Source organism: Tsukamurella pulmonis (genome assembly GCF_900103175.1).
In the GTDB taxonomy this organism is placed as follows: Bacteria; Actinomycetota; Actinomycetes; order Mycobacteriales; family Mycobacteriaceae; genus Tsukamurella; species Tsukamurella pulmonis.
Genome location: NZ_FNLF01000002.1, coordinates 606,336 through 621,411 on the forward strand (window position 1 = coordinate 606,336; position 15,076 = coordinate 621,411).

At 66.8% G+C, this 15,076-nt stretch carries 15 protein-coding genes; 4 read left to right on the top strand and 11 right to left on the bottom strand.

The window, feature by feature from the left end:
* The first annotated feature begins 58 nt into the window (after positions 1-58).
* Entirely contained in the window at positions 59-1,117 is a 1,059-nt protein-coding gene (locus tag BLQ62_RS03200; protein WP_068568408.1) for an IS110 family RNA-guided transposase, read from the top strand.
* Between the two features lie 135 nt (positions 1,118-1,252).
* On the opposite strand, the gene BLQ62_RS03205 is transcribed toward BLQ62_RS03200, so the two are convergent.
* The 4 genes from BLQ62_RS03205 to BLQ62_RS03220 all read right to left on the bottom strand — a co-directional run bounded on the left by BLQ62_RS03205 (position 1,253) and on the right by BLQ62_RS03220 (position 5,651).
* Positions 1,253-2,413 carry an NAD(P)/FAD-dependent oxidoreductase gene (locus tag BLQ62_RS03205; RefSeq protein WP_068568406.1) on the bottom strand — a complete coding sequence of 387 codons (1,161 nt, stop codon included), beginning with the start codon at positions 2,411-2,413 and terminating at the stop codon, positions 1,253-1,255.
* Positions 2,414-2,433: 20 nt separating this feature from the next.
* Complete coding sequence (locus BLQ62_RS03210) at positions 2,434-3,039, bottom strand: DsbA family protein (RefSeq protein WP_074850837.1); 606 nt, start codon at positions 3,037-3,039, stop codon at positions 2,434-2,436.
* 69 nt (positions 3,040-3,108) lie between these two features.
* Positions 3,109-3,462 carry a YgaP family membrane protein gene (locus BLQ62_RS24085; protein WP_231707035.1) on the bottom strand — a complete coding sequence of 118 codons (354 nt, stop codon included), beginning with the start codon at positions 3,460-3,462 and terminating at the stop codon, positions 3,109-3,111.
* Positions 3,463-3,485: 23 nt separating this feature from the next.
* Positions 3,486-5,651 carry an MMPL family transporter gene (locus BLQ62_RS03220; protein ID WP_074850833.1) on the bottom strand — a complete coding sequence of 722 codons (2,166 nt, stop codon included), beginning with the start codon at positions 5,649-5,651 and terminating at the stop codon, positions 3,486-3,488.
* A 120-nt stretch (positions 5,652-5,771) separates the two neighbouring features.
* Here BLQ62_RS03220 and BLQ62_RS03225 point away from each other — a divergent pair, with 120 nt between their 5' ends.
* A complete protein-coding gene (locus BLQ62_RS03225; protein ID WP_068568400.1) occupies positions 5,772-6,176 on the top strand; it encodes a DUF302 domain-containing protein in 405 nt (134 codons plus the stop codon).
* A complete protein-coding gene (locus BLQ62_RS03230) occupies positions 6,173-6,433 on the top strand; it encodes a metal-sensitive transcriptional regulator (protein WP_068568398.1) in 261 nt (86 codons plus the stop codon). Before BLQ62_RS03225 ends, BLQ62_RS03230 begins: the two co-directional genes overlap by 4 nt.
* On the opposite strand, the gene BLQ62_RS03235 is transcribed toward BLQ62_RS03230, so the two are convergent.
* The 5 genes from BLQ62_RS03235 to BLQ62_RS03255 all read right to left on the bottom strand — a co-directional run bounded on the left by BLQ62_RS03235 (position 6,419) and on the right by BLQ62_RS03255 (position 12,058).
* Positions 6,419-8,080, bottom strand: coding sequence for an MFS transporter (locus BLQ62_RS03235; protein WP_082756876.1), 1,662 nt, complete (start codon positions 8,078-8,080; stop codon positions 6,419-6,421). The genes BLQ62_RS03230 and BLQ62_RS03235 overlap by 15 nt on opposite strands.
* Positions 8,052-8,570 (bottom strand): signal peptidase II, encoded by a 519-nt coding sequence (locus BLQ62_RS03240; protein ID WP_068568396.1) that lies wholly within the window; start codon positions 8,568-8,570, stop codon positions 8,052-8,054. The genes BLQ62_RS03235 and BLQ62_RS03240 overlap by 29 nt, the downstream gene beginning before the upstream one ends.
* A complete protein-coding gene (locus BLQ62_RS03245; RefSeq protein ID WP_068568394.1) occupies positions 8,567-10,591 on the bottom strand; it encodes a heavy metal translocating P-type ATPase in 2,025 nt (674 codons plus the stop codon). Before BLQ62_RS03245 ends, BLQ62_RS03240 begins: the two co-directional genes overlap by 4 nt.
* Positions 10,588-11,019: an ArsR/SmtB family transcription factor gene (locus BLQ62_RS03250; protein WP_068568392.1), complete on the bottom strand. Its 432-nt coding sequence runs from the start codon at positions 11,017-11,019 to the stop codon at positions 10,588-10,590. The genes BLQ62_RS03245 and BLQ62_RS03250 overlap by 4 nt, the downstream gene beginning before the upstream one ends.
* A 136-nt stretch (positions 11,020-11,155) precedes the next feature.
* On the bottom strand, positions 11,156-12,058 hold the full coding sequence (locus BLQ62_RS03255; RefSeq protein ID WP_068568390.1) for an alpha/beta hydrolase: 903 nt from the start codon (positions 12,056-12,058) through the stop codon (positions 11,156-11,158).
* Positions 12,059-12,145: 87 nt separating this feature from the next.
* Here BLQ62_RS03255 and BLQ62_RS23195 point away from each other — a divergent pair, with 87 nt between their 5' ends.
* On the top strand, positions 12,146-12,397 hold the full coding sequence (locus BLQ62_RS23195) for a hypothetical protein (protein WP_133298647.1): 252 nt from the start codon (positions 12,146-12,148) through the stop codon (positions 12,395-12,397).
* On the opposite strand, the gene istB is transcribed toward BLQ62_RS23195, so the two are convergent.
* Entirely contained in the window at positions 12,394-13,221 is an 828-nt protein-coding gene (gene istB / locus BLQ62_RS03260; RefSeq protein ID WP_068526535.1) for an IS21-like element helper ATPase IstB, read from the bottom strand. The genes BLQ62_RS23195 and istB overlap by 4 nt on opposite strands.
* Positions 13,218-14,975: an IS21 family transposase gene (gene istA / locus BLQ62_RS03265; protein WP_231703188.1), complete on the bottom strand. Its 1,758-nt coding sequence runs from the start codon at positions 14,973-14,975 to the stop codon at positions 13,218-13,220. The genes istB and istA overlap by 4 nt, the downstream gene beginning before the upstream one ends.
* Positions 14,976-15,076 lie beyond the last annotated feature (101 nt).

The following is a 15,076-nucleotide window of genomic DNA, read 5'->3' on the forward strand; positions in this document are numbered from 1 at the left end:
AGTGCCCGGGTGAGGTATGGCGGTCGTCGGCCACGCCGCAGGCAGGGCTTGGTGCTTGATGATCGTCATTGGTGTGGATCCGCATAAGTCGACGCATACGGCGACGGCGGTCGATTCGGGAACAAACAAGGATCTGGGGTCGCTGAGGATCTCCGCCGACCTGAACTCCTATCGCGAGTTGATTAAGTGGGCGGGGCAGTGGCCGGAGCGGATCTGGGCGGTGGAGAACGCGTCCGGGTTGGGGCATCACCTGACGCAGTGGCTCGTGAGCCAAGCGGAGGCGGTGGTGGATGTGCCGGCGACCGCCACAGCCCGGGTGCGGGAGCTCTCCCGAGGCGGGCGTCGAAAGAATGATCGAATCGACGCGGCCGCGGCGGCGTGCGTCGCCTTCTCGCAAGGCGACTTCCGGCCGGTGGGCGCCGAGAAGCATTCGGATGGGTTGCGGGTCCTCGATGAACGCCGGATTGACCTCGTGCGGCACAAGGGGAGGCTGACGAACCAGCTGCATGCTCTACTGCGGGAACTGCTGCCGGGCGGTTTGGATCGGGCGTTCACGACGGAGGAGGCATCGGATGCGCTCCGCAGGCTTGCGCCGGCTTCGGGCGCGGATGCGATGCGCAAGGAGGTGGGGCTGGCGATCGTCGGTGATCTGCGCAGGCTGCGCTTTCAGATCGATGACATCACCACCAGGATCGAGGTCGAGTTGAAGGCCTCGGGGACGAGCCTGTTGGAGATTGAGGGCGTCGGGACGGTGACGGCGTGCCGGATTCTGTCCCGGACGGGCGACCCGGCTCGGTTCCGGGATCAGTCGGCATTCGCTTCCTATGCTGGGACCGCGCCAATCGAGGTGGCCAGCGCCGATAAGCAACGACACCGGGGCCTACCCCTTGAGGGCGACAGATCTTTGAACGCGGCGATCTACATCGTTGCCGTTACCCAATCCCGGATGGCGGGCAGCGCTGGTAACGCGTATTACCGGCGCAAGCTTGACGAAGGCAAGACGTCACGTGAGGCGATCCGATGCTTGAAGCGACAGATCGCGAAACGCTTGTGGCGCACAATGATCAGCGATGCGGGAGAGGCCGCGGATGGATATTGTAGCGTGAGTGCGTGCTGATCGGTGCGGCCGGTGAGATCGGCAGCTTGAGCGACCGATGGGCGCAGCGTTCGGAGATCGACCTGCGATCGACAACGTTTGTTCCCGACTAAACGGGACTCTACGGCTTGTTCGATTTGGCCGCGCAGTCCGCTGTCATTCCCAGTAGGCGCGCCAGTCGAGTTCTTCGCGGATCTTTTCTTGGTGCAGCTGTTGAGATGCGGGTGTGAGCGCGACGTCGGGGTGTGGTTCGGCGAAGAAGTTGCCCTGGCCCCGGGCTGATTCGTGGGCTCCGGTATCGATGTAGCAATAGCCTTGCCCTGATAGAGACGCTGGGGATTCGGCGAGCCCGAGGTAGTGCAGTACGTTTTGGGCCACGGCGGCGGCGCCGTTTTTGGCGAAGATGGCGGCCTTAGGGAGGGGCCTGTTCGTGGGGGAGGTGACTGCGGAGAGGTCGCCGATCGCCCATACGCCGTGGTGTTCGGTGAGCATTGAAGCTCGGTCGACTGGAATCCATCCCGGTGTGTCCAGGGTCAACGCGGGTTCGTGCGGCGGGACGAAGACCAGCAGGTCGAAGGTGTCGTGCACGCCGTTGGTGAAGTGCAGGGTTTTGGTCTGATGGTCTACTCGCTCGACCTGGTGTAGTGGATGCAGGTCGATTCCCGACGCTCTGACGCGGTTCGCCAGTTCCATGCCGACGTCGGGCCCGGCGGAGGGCATTGGCTGCGGTTCCGGGGTGTATACGGCGATATCTGTATGGTCCCGCACGCCGCGTTCGGTCAGGAGATCTGCCGCGAGAAAGGTGCCCTCGTAGGGGGCGACGGGGCAGCGGAAGGGCATCGATGCGACGAGGAAGACCAGTCGGCCGCCCTCGAACGCGGTCAGTGCCCGGTGGGCACGTGCGGCGTCGGCGGTGGCGTAATAGTGCACGGCGACGCCTGCGTCGGCCGCCTCTTGGAGGCCGGGCACTTGCTGCGTTGCATTGCGGGCTCCCAGCGCGAGTACGAGCGCGTCGTAGTCCACGTGCGCACCGTCGTCGAGGATGACGGTGCTGTTGGCGGCGTCGACACCGGAGACAGAGCCGCGCACCGTCCGAATTCCAGCGAGGCTCTTCTCGGACGGGCGGATCGGGACGCTCTCTGGAGTGCGCCAGCCCCGCATGACCCACGGCAGAGTGAAGCCAAGGTAGTGCTCGAAGTTTTCGTCGATCAATGTGATGTCGGTGTTGTCGAGGGGAGTGCCGGATTCGCGCAACTCTTTGATCACGCTGAGTCCGCCGATTCCGGCGCCGGCGATGACGATTCGTTTGCTATTCATGATCTCGATTTGCTCCGTTCTCAGAGGTGAGCTGCTACAGGGTGTGGAAACCGTTGTACGGATGCGAAGGTCTTGACGGTGGCGAGTGTTTCGAGAGCGGTGAGAAGGTCGCGTGCGGCGGTGGGAGTCGGTATCGCGGTGAGCACGGGACCGTGGAAGACGGTCTCGCCGATCCCGATCAGGGGGCTTCCTGCGCTTTCGCCCGCGGCTTCTTGACTGAGCGAATGCGCGTCGCGCACCGCGACGTCGAAGGTCGGGTCGTCGATGCTCGAGATGTGGTGTGCGGGCAGGTCGAGCTCGAGTAGCATTTCGCGCACTGACTGACCGTCGATCGTGCCGCCGTCTCGGTGGTACTGGTCGCTGAACGTGCGCAGGGCCTGCCACATCCGCTCGCTGTCTAGTTCGCGCTCCAGCGAGGCGAACAGTCTGCCCGCCGCTCGGGAATCCTGCATCCGCTTGCGGGCACGTTCGGGCAGTTCGCGTCCCTCGTTGAGGAGGGCCAAACTCATCAGCTTCCACTGTAGTTCGTTGGGATTGCCGACAGTGGCTAGCAGCCACTGTGCGGTGGTCCACGAATACGGGCACACCGGGTCCAGCCAGATCGTGAATGCGGGCCGTTGGTTCACTCGTAGCTCCTTCCGTCGTTTCCACTGGATTGATCGCTGATCGCATCAAGTCCGTCCGTAGCGGCCTACCTAGAATGCCCTTCCCGATTGCAGTCCCATCTTCTTGAGAAGTACGGCGGCGGGGCAAAGTCCGGTGATGCTTGATTGGATCAGGTTCAGTGAAACAAGCCCCGATAGGAGGGCCCAACAGGGTGAGACGGTGACGCTGAGGGCGACTCCGGTGAGGTTCAGTGTTCCGGCGAGGAGCAGGACGGCTTGGTCGATGTTGGGTTTGCGCATGCGGTGAGATCGTTTCGTGTCTTCAATGTACACGTCGGGGATCGCTTTGCGCAGGTCACGGTGCTGCGGTTGGAGTCGCCGCAGGGTGTCCGCTCCTGATTCGGTGGAGTGATCGGGTGCTGTGGTTTCGGGCTTGTCGGTCATGGTTGTGCTCCTGTTTTCACGGGTTAGTCGTGGGCGAAGCTGATGTTCGGCAGTATCCGGGCGAGCCACGCGGGACAAGCCCACGCTGCGCGTCCTGCCAGGCGTAGTGCGACGGGGAGCAGGACCAGCCGGATAAGGAAGGTGTCGAGGAGAACAGCGACGCCGAGGATGACGCCCATCTCCTTCGGGGGCAGTGGCCCGGACAGGGCGAAGGTGAAGAAGACGGCGACCATGACGCCGCCGGCGGCGAAGATGACGCGACCGGAGTGGGCGACGGCTCCGATCATCGCTTCTTTCGGGTCACCGGAGCGTTCCCAGTGCTCCTTGGCGGAGGAGAGGAGGAACACGGTGTAGTCCATAGCGATCGCGAAGATCATCGCGAAGAAGAACACCGGCGCCCATGCATCGAGGAAGCCCTGCGGTTCGAAGCCGAACAGGTTCGCGCCGATACCGTCCTGGAACACCAAGCGGGCGACACCGAACGCAGCAGCAGTCGACAGCAGGCTCACCACGGTGCCGATCAGGGCGATCAACGGTGCACGCAACGCGACCAGCAGCAGCGCGAAGCCCAACAGGAGGACCACAGCGATCACCATCGGGGTGGAGGTGTCGAGTTGCGCCTTCAGGTCGAGATTCTCCACCGCCGCGCCGCCGACCAAGGTGCCGTCTGGAAGGTCGGAGCGGAGCCGGTCGACTGTCGCGCTCAGGCTCGGGTCGGAGGGATCGACCTTCGGGATCGCGGAGATCAGCGACAAGCCGCTGTCGTCGGTTGCTGCGGCGGGCGGCATCGCGCCGGCGATTCCCTCGTCAGCGGCCAGCACCTGGTGCGCCTGCGAGGCGGCCGAGGACGGGGTGATGATTTGCAGTGTTCCGGGAGCGCCGGGGCCGAAGGCCCGCTTGACCTGGTCGTAGCCGACTCGCGCGTTGGCATCGGACGGTAGCACCGCGATCGAAGGCATCGCGGTCTTCAGTCCCGCCAGGGGGATCGACAGCGCGATCAGGATCGCCAACGCAGCGGCGCCCCACGCGAATGGGCGCTTCCACAAACGCTGCCCCCATCGCTCGAAGGCTGGTGAGCGGTGTTCACCGACTCGGGCCCACGGCAGCGCCAGCGCGTTGATCCGCTTGTCGAGCTTGACTAGCACCAGCGGCAGCAGCGTCAGCGTTGCCGCGAGGACGAACACGACAGAGAGCATGATCCCGCCAGCCATCGACCGGAACGACGGCGAAGGCACGAGCATCACCGCGGACAGGGAGATCAGCACGGTCGCCCCGGACAGCAACACGGCCTTACCGGCGGTGTTCATAGTCTGCGCGATCGCCTCCCGCGGCGACACGCCGTGCCCGAAGCGCGCTGCCCGGTACCGCACCACCAGGAACAACGCGTAGTCGATACCCAGCGCGAGGGAGAACATCATCGCGAAGTTCATCGCCCAGATCGACACGGGCACGATCTCATTGATCAAGACCAGCGCACCGGCCGAGGCCACCAGCCCGGCCAAGGTGAGAAGCAGCGGCAGGCCGGCAGCGACCAGGGTTCCGAAGGCGATCACCAGAATCGCGAGAGTCACCGGCCACGACAGCATCTCCGAGGTGAGCATCGCCTCCAGGTTCGCCGCGTTGAAGTCCGACCACAGCACCGACGAGCCGGTCGGATTCACCGACACCGCATCCGTCGAGAGCGCACTCAGTGGCCCCTTGAGATCGGTCGCCGCCCGAACCATCTCGTTCGTACCTGCCCCGGCACCGGCGAGGACGATCGCCGTCTTACCATCGGCGCTCAAGGTCACGCCCGGCTGTGGCGCGACGACCTGGGCGATCCGCGGATCCGCCTTCAACTCCGAGGTCACCCGCTCGAGGATCTGAGGCCCCTGGCCTTCGGTCAACGCCGCAGTGTCGCTATGCACGACCACCTGGATCGCGTGACTGGCGTTGCCACCGAAGTGCTTCTGCGCCAGCTCCCGCACCTGCACCGACTGCGAACCGTCGGCCTGCCAGCCCGCGCCGGAGAGATTCTTCTCCACAAACGGCGCGAAGATCCCCAGCCCCACAACCAACAGCACCCACACCGCCGTGACAACCCGGCCGTGCTCGCTGACCCACACGCCAAGGCGCCCCAACGCGCCGGTCAACGACGAACTCGTTGCACCGGCTGCGGATTTCGGCGCGTCTCCGACTGTCTCTGCCATGTCTTCACTCCTCACCATTAACCCCCCAGGGGGATCGGATGCAGCGAACCTAGCATCCCCCCAGGGGGTTGTGCAATACTGGGTGCACAGCCTCCTCGGGTATCGAAGAAGGATGAGTCAATGAACGAATTCACGATGACCAGGTCACTCCCGACGCCGTATGCGCAGGCTGTGGCGCAGGTGCGGGAGGGGTTGGCGCGCGTGGGATTCGGGGTTCTCGCGGAGATCGACATCGCAGCCACCCTCAAGGCGAAGCTTGATGTGGATGTGCCGGCGAAGTTGATCCTCGGCGCGTGTCGGCCGCAACTCGCCCATCAAGCGCTACAGGCGGATCCGCGGGTTGCCTCCCTGCTTCCGTGCAACGTGGTCGTCAGCGCAGACGGCGACGGCTCCGTCGTTGAGATCATGAACCCCGACGTGATGCCGGGATTCACCGGCAATCCCACGCTCACGGCTGTCGCTACAGAGGCCCGGGAGTTGCTGACCGTTATGCTCGACGCGCTCACCGACGGCGGCGCCGAGTGAAGATTCCAGAGCAAGCTGCCAAGCCGATCCTCACCAGGCTCAAGCGCGCACACGGACACCTCGCCACCGTCATCCGGATGCTCGAAGACGGCGACGACTGCGAAGACGTCCTCACCCAACTCGCCGCCGTCAACAAGGCCCTCGGACGCAGCGGCTACGCCCTCGTAGCCACCGGCCTTCAGCACTGCATGGCAACCGAAGGCCCCGACAACGTCGACCAACAGAAGCTAGAAAAACTCTTCCTAGCCCTTGCCTAGGCTGCGCGGACGCCGTGTCGGTTCATGATGTCGGCAGAAGCGTCGAGACAGGACGTCCCAGGCGCTATTTTTTTTCGAGTTCGGCAGGCTGTTGACAAACACACAGGAACCCTCCGCTATGGCAGGATTTTCCCGTCGTGCGGGGAGGCGCAGGGCGATGAGCGCGGCGAGTAACGCACTGACCACGGCGCTGGCGAGAAATACCGCGGACATCGCCGCGGTATAGGCGTGCGCGCTGGCAGCGGCGAGGTCGTCTCCGGCCGGTCCGGGCAGGTCCGCCGCGATGAGTTGTGCGGCGGCGATGCCCTCGCGGGCTGCGGCGGCTACTGGTGCGGGTAGGCCGGTCAGATGCGGGTCGAGGTCGCGGCCGTAGGTGAGATTGAGCAGTGTGCCGAGGATGGCGACGCTGAATGCGGCGCCGATTTGCCGGATGGCCATGAGAAGCCCTGAGCCTGCAGCGCTGCGGTGTTCGGGAAGGGTTGCCATGACCGCGTCGACTGCCGGTGCCAGGGCGAGTCCGGCTCCTAGCCCCACGACGGCTAGGCAGGCGGCGATGAAGCCGTACTCGGAATCTGCGGTGATGCGGGAGGCGAGGACGAAACCCATTGCGGTGATGAATAACCCGGCGACGATCGGGATCTTCGCACCGATGCGGGTGACGATGCTGTCGACGGCGGCGGCCGCGACGAGGATCGCCAACACCAGCGGGACGAGTCGCAGTCCGGTGCCGAGAGCGTCGTGGTGGCGGAGGATCTGCAGGTACTGGGGAAGAACGAACAGCACACCGACGAGGGTGAATGTTCCCGCGGTGGCCGCGAGGGTGGGCCAGGTGAATCCCGGATTGGAGAATAGTCGCAGATCGATCAACGGATGGCTGGCCCGTCGCTCCCACACCAGGAATCCCGCGATGAGCACCACTCCCGTACCGAGGGTCGTCAACACAACAGGGTGAGTCCAGCCGTCGTCGGGAGCCTGGATGACCCCGAACACGAGGGCCGCTGTTCCGGTCACAGCGGTGACAATGCCCGGCCAGTCCAGCGGTGGTGCGTCAGGGTCGGAGGACTCGGGAAGTAGTGCAATACAAGCGATGAGGGCGGCAACACCGACCGGGACATTGATCAGGAACACAGAGCCCCACCAGAAATGCTGCAGGAGCCAGCCGCCGACGATCGGGCCCAGGGGCAGGCCGATGCCCAGAGCGCCCACCCACACTGCAATCGCGCGGCGCCGCTGGTCGGGTGGGAACAGGATCGGCAGAATTCCCAGCGATAGTGGCACGATGATCGCGGCGCCGACACCCATGACTGCGCGCGCGGCGATCAAGGCGCCTGTGGTCCCGCTATACGCAGCCCACGCCGACGCGGAGACGAACGCCACGAGGCCGAACAGTAGGAGTCGTTTACGGCCGTACCGGTCCCCGAAACCGCCAGCGGGTAACATCAGCGCGGCGAATACGAGGGTGTATGCGTTGACGATCCACTGCAGTTGGGTGGTGCTAGCACCGAGGTCCTGCGCCAGGGTGGGCAGGGCGACATTGAGGACCATCAAGTCCAAGCCGACGGTAAGCAGGGCGATGACCAGCGCTGCCAACCCGGCCCAGCGCCTGATCGGGGGCAGCTCAGCGCTCAGGTGAGTGTGCTCGCTCATCGGAACTCCTCGATACGGTGAGGGTGATCAAGATGGCAGCGCCGCTGACGATGAAAGTGTCAGCGAGATTGAACGTCGGCCACCAGCCGGTGTGCAGATAGTCGGTGACGACCCCATCGGGGAACCGATCGATGAGGTTGGCGCTTGCCCCACCGAGTATCGCTGCCAGCCCCAGCCGCCCGAGGCGCCCGGCGCTCGGCGCCATCCGCCACGCGATGGCCGCAACGGCGAAGGTGATAACGCCGGTGACTGTGAGCAGCACCCACGCCGGGGCATCGGCGGCGAGCGAAAACGCCGCACCCGGATTGAATGCCAGCCGCAGCTGCACCAGCCCAGTTCCGATGACTGTGTCGCCCGCCAGCGCACTAGCGGCCCAGGCCTTGATGGCGAGATCGGTGGCCGCGAGTCCGGCGGCGATGGACAGCAGCCCGCACCGCCGCGCGAGGCGTGCGCGACCGGTCGCCGCCGCCGGAACCGTCGCGGTGATCACTGACCGACCGCCACCATGGTCGGAGTCCGCTGGCCAGCACCGCTCCCCGCCTGGGCAAGCGCCCTGATTCGCCCGGCGCGGACGCCGTTGGCGATGACGACGATCTCGGCGAGTTCGTGGACGGCGACGACGGCGGCGAGGCCGAGGATCCCGAACAGCGCGAGGGGGATGAGGATCGCGATCAGCCCGAGGGATAGGCCGACGTTCTGCAGCATGATGGTTCGGGCTCGGCGGGCGTGGTCGAGTGCTTGGGGGAGGGTGCGGAGGTCTTCGCCCATGAGGGCGACGTCGGCGGTTTCGATCGCGACGTCGGATCCCATGGCGCCCATGGCGATGCCGAGGTCGGCGGTGGCCAGGGCGGGGGCGTCGTTGACGCCGTCGCCGACCATCGCGGTGAACGAATCCTGGCGGAGGTCGCCGATGATGCGGGCCTTGTCCTCGGGGCGCAGGTCGGCGTGCACATCATCGATGCCGGCGATCTTCGCCAGGGCGGTGGCGGTGGCGGTGTTGTCGCCGGTGAGCATCGCGACAGTGGCGCCGCTGCGGTGCAGATGGGCGATCACCTCGCCGGCTTCGGGACGCAGCTCGTCGCGGACGGCGACCGCCCCGATGACCTGCCCGTCGTATTCGACCAGCACGGCGGTGGCGCCGCCGGCCTGCATCGCCGCGACCCGCTCGGCGAGGGGGCCGGGTTCGATCCAGCCGGGACGCCCAAGCCGTGCGGGGCGGCCGTCGACGAGACCGGTCAAGCCGGCCCCGGGAACGGCCTGCACATCGACCGCGGCGGTGGTCTGGCCGTGGGCGGCGAGGATCGCGCGGGCGAGGGGGTGTTCGCTGTGCGCTTCGAGCGCCGCTGCGACGGCGAGCACCCACTCCTGCCCCGGAGAGCGGCCACCGTTGTCGGTGCCGCCCGGGCCGCTGCTGTCGACGCTGGGCGCAGCGGTGTCGGTGGTGGGTTCGGTGGTGGCGATGTCGACGACGGTGGGCCGGTTCGCGGTCAGGGTGCCGGTCTTGTCGAGGGCGACGGTGCGGATGCGGCCGAGGGCTTCGAGGGCGGCGCCGCCTTTGACGAGGACGCCGATCTTGCTGGCGGCGCCGATCGCGGCGACCACGGTCACCGGTACGGAGATCGCCAGCGCGCACGGGGAGGCGGCGACGAGCACGACCAGTGCCCGTTCGATCCAGGTGGCCGGGTCGCCGAGGAGGGATCCGAGGATGGCGATGGCGGCGGCGAAGATCATGATCGCCGGCACCAGAGGTTTGGCGATCGTGTCGGCGAGGCGTTGCGCGTCGCCCTTGCGGGACTGTTCGGCCTCGACGATCTGCACGATCTTGGCCAGCGAGTTGTTCTCCGCGGTGGTGGTGACCTGCACGGTCAGGGCGCCGGTGCCGTTGATCGACCCGGCGTACACCTGCGTGCCGGGTCCGGCTTCGACGGGCACCGATTCGCCGGTGATCGCGGAAACATCCAGCGCGGTGCGGCCTTCGGTGATGAGGCCGTCGGTGGCGATCCGCTCACCGGGTTTGACCAGCATCAAGTCCCCGACGGCCAGCTCGTCGGGGGAGACGACGGTCGGGGTGCCGTCGCGCAGGACGGTCGCGGTGTCCGGGACCAGGTTCAGCAGCGCTCGTAGGCCGCGGCGGGTGCGGGAGACCGCGTACTCCTCGAGGCCTTCACTGATGGAGAACAGCACAGCGAGCATCGCCGCTTCGCCGACCTCGCCGAGGATCACCGCGCCGACCGCGGCGATCGTCATCAGGGTGCCGACGCCGATCTTGCCCTTCGCCAACCGGCGCAACGTGGAGGGGACGAACGTCCACGCCCCGATCAGCAGCGCCACCCACTCCAAGGCGAGGGCTATCGGTTCGGGGCCGCCGGTCCAGCCGACGATGTACGCGGCGAGCAGAAACACTGCGGCCGCGGCGGCGGCCTGCAGCTCCCGCACCTGCCACCAGTGCTCCGGGGCCTGCTCGTCCTCACCGGCGGGTTCGTCGTGCCCGCAGCCGCATGCGTCGCTCATCGCCGCACCGCCTTCGCCGCCGAAGCTTCCTCGGTCCCGGCCGCGGTCGTGCCGTCGCTTCCGCAGCACGGTACGGCGGTGTCGGTGCCGTAGTTCGGGCACAACGCCACGGCGTTGCCCGTCGCCGCCAGCAGCGTTTCCGCCGCTGCGAGTAGATCCATCAACTCCGGCCGGGCCAGGCTGTAGAACACCTGCCGGCCTTCCGGGCGGCCCTCGACGAGCCCGCAGTCCCGCAGGCACGCCACGTGCGCCGAGACGGTCGACTGCGCCAGGCCCAACTCGGCCATCAGGTCCGCCACCCGGGCTTCGCCGCCGTGGGCGAGGCGGGTCGCGATCGCCAGCCGGGTGCCGTCGGAGAGACTGTGGAACAACGCCACCGCCGGATCGAGGTCCGCCCCGGTCGCCACCGAACACTCATTCATCGTCATACGACGATGATACCTGTATTGGTCGGTGTAATCGAGCCCCCTCGAACGATCCGGGAGTGACAGCATTGAACGCTCGGTACAACAGACTGGAGGCTGGCGCTCATCAAGCCGACTGCGACCAATGTCCTGCTGTTGCTTAGGCAGGCAGGCCCAGGCGGCGGCTGATCCAGTCGAGTTCAGCCGTGAGACCTCGCGACCAGACGGTGAAGTCGTGCCCGCCCGGCAACCGAAGGGTCCGCACGTCCATGCCCGCGCGGGCAGCCGCAACGGCCACGCGCTGTGCGGCGGCGGTCGACGCAGCATCATCGGTGCCGGCGACGAGAACGCCAGCAGTGTCGGGGAACTTGCGCCAGGACAGCAACGTCATGGGATCGGCGCGGGCGTAGTCTCCTCGGTCGCCCGCGAAGGCCTCCCGGAGGGTGCGCTCGCGCCCTCCGCCGAGGTCGGGCTCGGATTCCGGCGACAAGGCGAGGAACGTGCGGAAGACGTCTGGAAACCGCGTCACCAACTGAAGGGCGCAGGTGCCGCCGTACGAGTAGCCGCCGACCGCCCACGCCCGCGCCGCCGGGGCGACGGACAGGTTCTGACGTACCCAGGCGGGTACGTCCTCCGCGAGGTAGGTGGCCGCGCGCGTGCGCCGGGTATCGGCGCATAGTGGATTCTCGAACTGACCACCTGTCGCGTCCGGGACCACCACGACGGGTGTGACGCCGCCTTTGCGCTGCGCGTAGGTGTCCATGATCCGTGCGAGCCTCCCGCCCGAAAACCAGTCACGGGGCGCGCCGGGCTGGCCGTGCACGAGCATCAGGACCGGCAACTGTTCGCGGGCGCCGGATAGGTACGCGGGCGGCAAGTACACCAACGCCTGCCGAGCGGCGAAGCGGGACCGGACGGAGGGGATGTTCGTCCTGACCACCACCCCGCGCTGGACTGTCGAACCGGGGGATGGCTTGGGCATCGTTGCCGGGTAGTCAACAGGAAGGAGGTCCTCCACCGACGGGTAGGCCGAGTACAACGAGTTGACCTGACCGGCCCCCATCTGGCTATGTCAAGTTGATCTGGCCCCGGTAGGGCGGTTTCATTCGGCCCCACCTGAGTGGGGCCCTGAGCCGCTAGAGTCCGGGGTGTGGATGGGCGGCCGCGGGTGCGCAGTGTGGTTGCGCCGACTGGTTGGGATCGCGAGTCGGTGCGTGCGTATGCCGAGTTCGTGATCGCGCGTGATGATCAGCTCGGTGATCAGGTATCGGTCCGGGTGAAGATTAAAGACGGGGAGCCACTGCCGAACCTGACGACCCGGTGGACCGTGGTTTATGTCACTCACCAGAACCGGGCCTTGCGCCGGCATCTGTCGGTAGTCAAGGACGAACGCCGCGCTTAGCCCGCGGTAGCTGCTGCTTCGGTGTGAGCCAGGCGGTAGCTGTGAGTGCCGGTTTCGATGATGGTGCCGCGGTAGGTGAGCCGGTCGACGATCGCGGCGCAGAGTCGTGGGTCGGTGAAGGTGTCTGTCCAGCCGGAGAAGGACTGGTTGGAAGCGATCGCGACGCTGTTCTTCTCTTCGCGTTCGGTGAGGACTTGGAAGAGCAGTTCGGCGCCGCGGCGATCGAGTTCCATGTAGCCGAGCTCGTCGATGATGAGCAGGTCAACGCGGCCGTAGCGGTTGATGGTCTTCGCGAGCTGCTTCTCGTCAGCGGCCTCGACCAGCTCGTTCACTAGTTTGGTGGCGAGGGTGTAGCGGACTCTAAAGCCTTGCTCGGCGGCAGCGGTTCCCAATCCGATCAGCAGATGGGATTTGCCGGTTCCGGAGTCGCCGATGAGGCAGAGCGGCAGTCCGTGGCGGATCCAGTCGCCGGTGGCGAGCTGGTGGATGGTGGCGGGTTCGATGTCGGGGTTGGCGTCGAAGTCGAAGTCCGCCAGCCACTTCTCCCGCGGGAACCCCGCGGCTTTGACGCGGCGAACAGTGGAGCGGCGGTCCCGGTCGTCGACTTCGGCGAGCAGGAGTTCGGCGAGGAACCCCTGGTAGGACAATTGCTGCTTGGCGGCGGCGGTGAGGTGCTGGTCGATCATCGACCGCACTGTCGGCAGGCGTAGGCGCCGGCAGGCCTGGTCAACGGCGGCGAGGGCGGCTTCTTCGGTGAGGCCGCCCCGGCGGCGCAACGACGGGGCCAGCGCATTCGTCTGGTTCTTATTGGCGGTTGCGGTCATAGCCGGGTGGGCCTTTCAATCGGTGGTGGGTCCAGCGACTCAATCGGTGGTGGGTCCAGCGACGCAGGTAGCGCGTCGGAGGCAGTGCGTCGCCGGTGCTGCGGGAGCAGGCGGTCGTAGGCCGTAACGCTGGGCAGCGGTCGCCGGTCGGGTGGCAGGCCGGCGATCACCGCCGCGGGGTCTGCGAGCCGTCGTTGGGTGAGGCTGACAACTCGTTGCTCGCGTCGTTCGGCATGGCGATCGAGATGACGGCCAGCGTTGGCCCCACCTGTCTGGTCGGCAGCGACCGAGGCGTGCGCGAGCAGGCGGGCTTCGGCGCGGCGAGCCTCAACGGCGACGACCTCGGCGCTCACCGCCCCGACCCGCAATGCAGCATCGATGCCGGCGATCACCGCCGCGGCGGGCAGGCTGCGGTGCAGCAGCAGGACGTCGATCAGCTCGCTGGTGCCGTCGGTGTCGCCGTTGACTCGTCGGGCGGCGGCCCAGAACGCATCATGGCTGGCGGTGAACACCCCGGCAGCGCGGGCCTGCGCCAACGCCGTTGATCCCGGCAGGGCACCGGGTTTGAACTTGAGCACCTCGAGGTAGTGGTCGAGGTCGATCTTCGCGGTGCCGCGGCCGGCGACCCGTGGATGCCGCGCGACCAGGGTCCGGCCGTCGTAGACCAGCAGCTGGGAGGCTTGTAGTGAGACGCGGACTCGGCGGCCGATCAGGTGCGCCGGCACCGAATACTTCACCATCCGAACGGTGATCATCGCCGACCGATCGACCCGTGGTGTGAGGATCAGGCCCGGGTCGAAATCCTCCACCGGCAGCGGCGCGAGCGCTGCTCGGTCGTGCTCGTAGTCCTGGCCGATGGTGCGCAGTCGTCCGTCGATCCGGCGGCCCTCGTCGCGGTCCTCCCAGGCTTTGATCTGCTCGTTGAGCTCATCGAGGGACTCGACCTGCGGCATTGGGGTCAGCCGGTTGCGGCGGAACCATCCGACCTCGCCTTCAACGCCGCCCTTCTCGTGCGCCCCGGCGATGCCGGGCTGGCAGTAGAACGGATCGAATCCGTAGTGCGAGTGAAACAACGTCCACCGCGGGTTCTCCTGTCGCCGCCGGTCTCCGCCCTGCAGGACCGCGACCACCGCCGAGGTGAGATTGTCGTAGCGGATATGCCGGGTCGGGACCCCGCCGAGCTCGCGGAACGCCTCGACGTGCCCTTCGAGGAACGCTTCCTGCCCGCCGGTCGGATAGACCCGGTGAATGGCCTTGCCCGAGTGCGAGAGCCGGTAGACGAACATGTGGCACTTGGTCTTCACCCCGCCCAGGATCACCCAGACCTCGCCGAAGTCGACCTCCGCCTCCGCGCCCGGGGCGTGGTCCTGGGCGATGAACACCTCCGTCCGGCGGCCGGCCTCCACCTCGATCTGCGCCCGCCGGACCCGCACGTAGTCCCGCACCGTCGAATACGACAACTCGACCGCATCGTGCTCGATCGCCAGGCGTTCCCGGATCCGCGTCGCGGTGTGCCGCTGCTTACGCGGAGCATCCAGATCCGACCGCAACATCTCATCAATCGCCGCCTTGAACCGGTCCAACCGCGGCGACGACCGCTCCGGCGTCTTCCGCGGCGGCGGCTCCGCCGATGACAACGCCTGCCGCACCGTCCTCCGGTGCACGCCATGCTTGCGAGCCAACGCCCGGATACTCATGCCCTCGACCCGGGCGTCCCGCCGGATCTGCGCGAACAGCTCCACCTTCGATCCCATCATTGGCCACCACCTGCTTCGGCTCGGAAACGATGTTCACGAGCAACCATCAGGTGGGGCCAGATCAAACCGTCGCAACACCACCGGCGAGTCGCAAACGG

Excerpts from the sequence above, each read along its gene's own strand:
- BLQ62_RS03235 (WP_082756876.1), bottom strand. The coding sequence starts at position 8,080 with ATGAGCGAGCACACTCACCTGAGCGCTGAGCTGCCCCCGATCAGGCGC.
- BLQ62_RS03220 (WP_074850833.1), bottom strand. The coding sequence starts at position 5,651 with ATGGCAGAGACAGTCGGAGACGCGCCGAAATCCGCAGCCGGTGCAACG.
- BLQ62_RS03205 (WP_068568406.1), bottom strand. The coding sequence starts at position 2,413 with ATGAATAGCAAACGAATCGTCATCGCCGGCGCCGGAATCGGCGGACTC.
- BLQ62_RS03250 (WP_068568392.1), bottom strand. The coding sequence starts at position 11,019 with ATGACGATGAATGAGTGTTCGGTGGCGACCGGGGCGGACCTCGATCCG.
- istA (WP_231703188.1), bottom strand. The coding sequence starts at position 14,975 with ATGGGATCGAAGGTGGAGCTGTTCGCGCAGATCCGGCGGGACGCCCGG.
- BLQ62_RS03255 (WP_068568390.1), bottom strand. The coding sequence starts at position 12,058 with ATGGGGGCCGGTCAGGTCAACTCGTTGTACTCGGCCTACCCGTCGGTG.
- BLQ62_RS03225 (WP_068568400.1), top strand. The coding sequence starts at position 5,772 with ATGAACGAATTCACGATGACCAGGTCACTCCCGACGCCGTATGCGCAG.
- BLQ62_RS03200 (WP_068568408.1), top strand. The coding sequence starts at position 59 with ATGATCGTCATTGGTGTGGATCCGCATAAGTCGACGCATACGGCGACG.
- BLQ62_RS24085 (WP_231707035.1), bottom strand. The coding sequence starts at position 3,462 with ATGACCGACAAGCCCGAAACCACAGCACCCGATCACTCCACCGAATCA.
- BLQ62_RS03245 (WP_068568394.1), bottom strand. The coding sequence starts at position 10,591 with ATGAGCGACGCATGCGGCTGCGGGCACGACGAACCCGCCGGTGAGGAC.
- istB (WP_068526535.1), bottom strand. The coding sequence starts at position 13,221 with ATGACCGCAACCGCCAATAAGAACCAGACGAATGCGCTGGCCCCGTCG.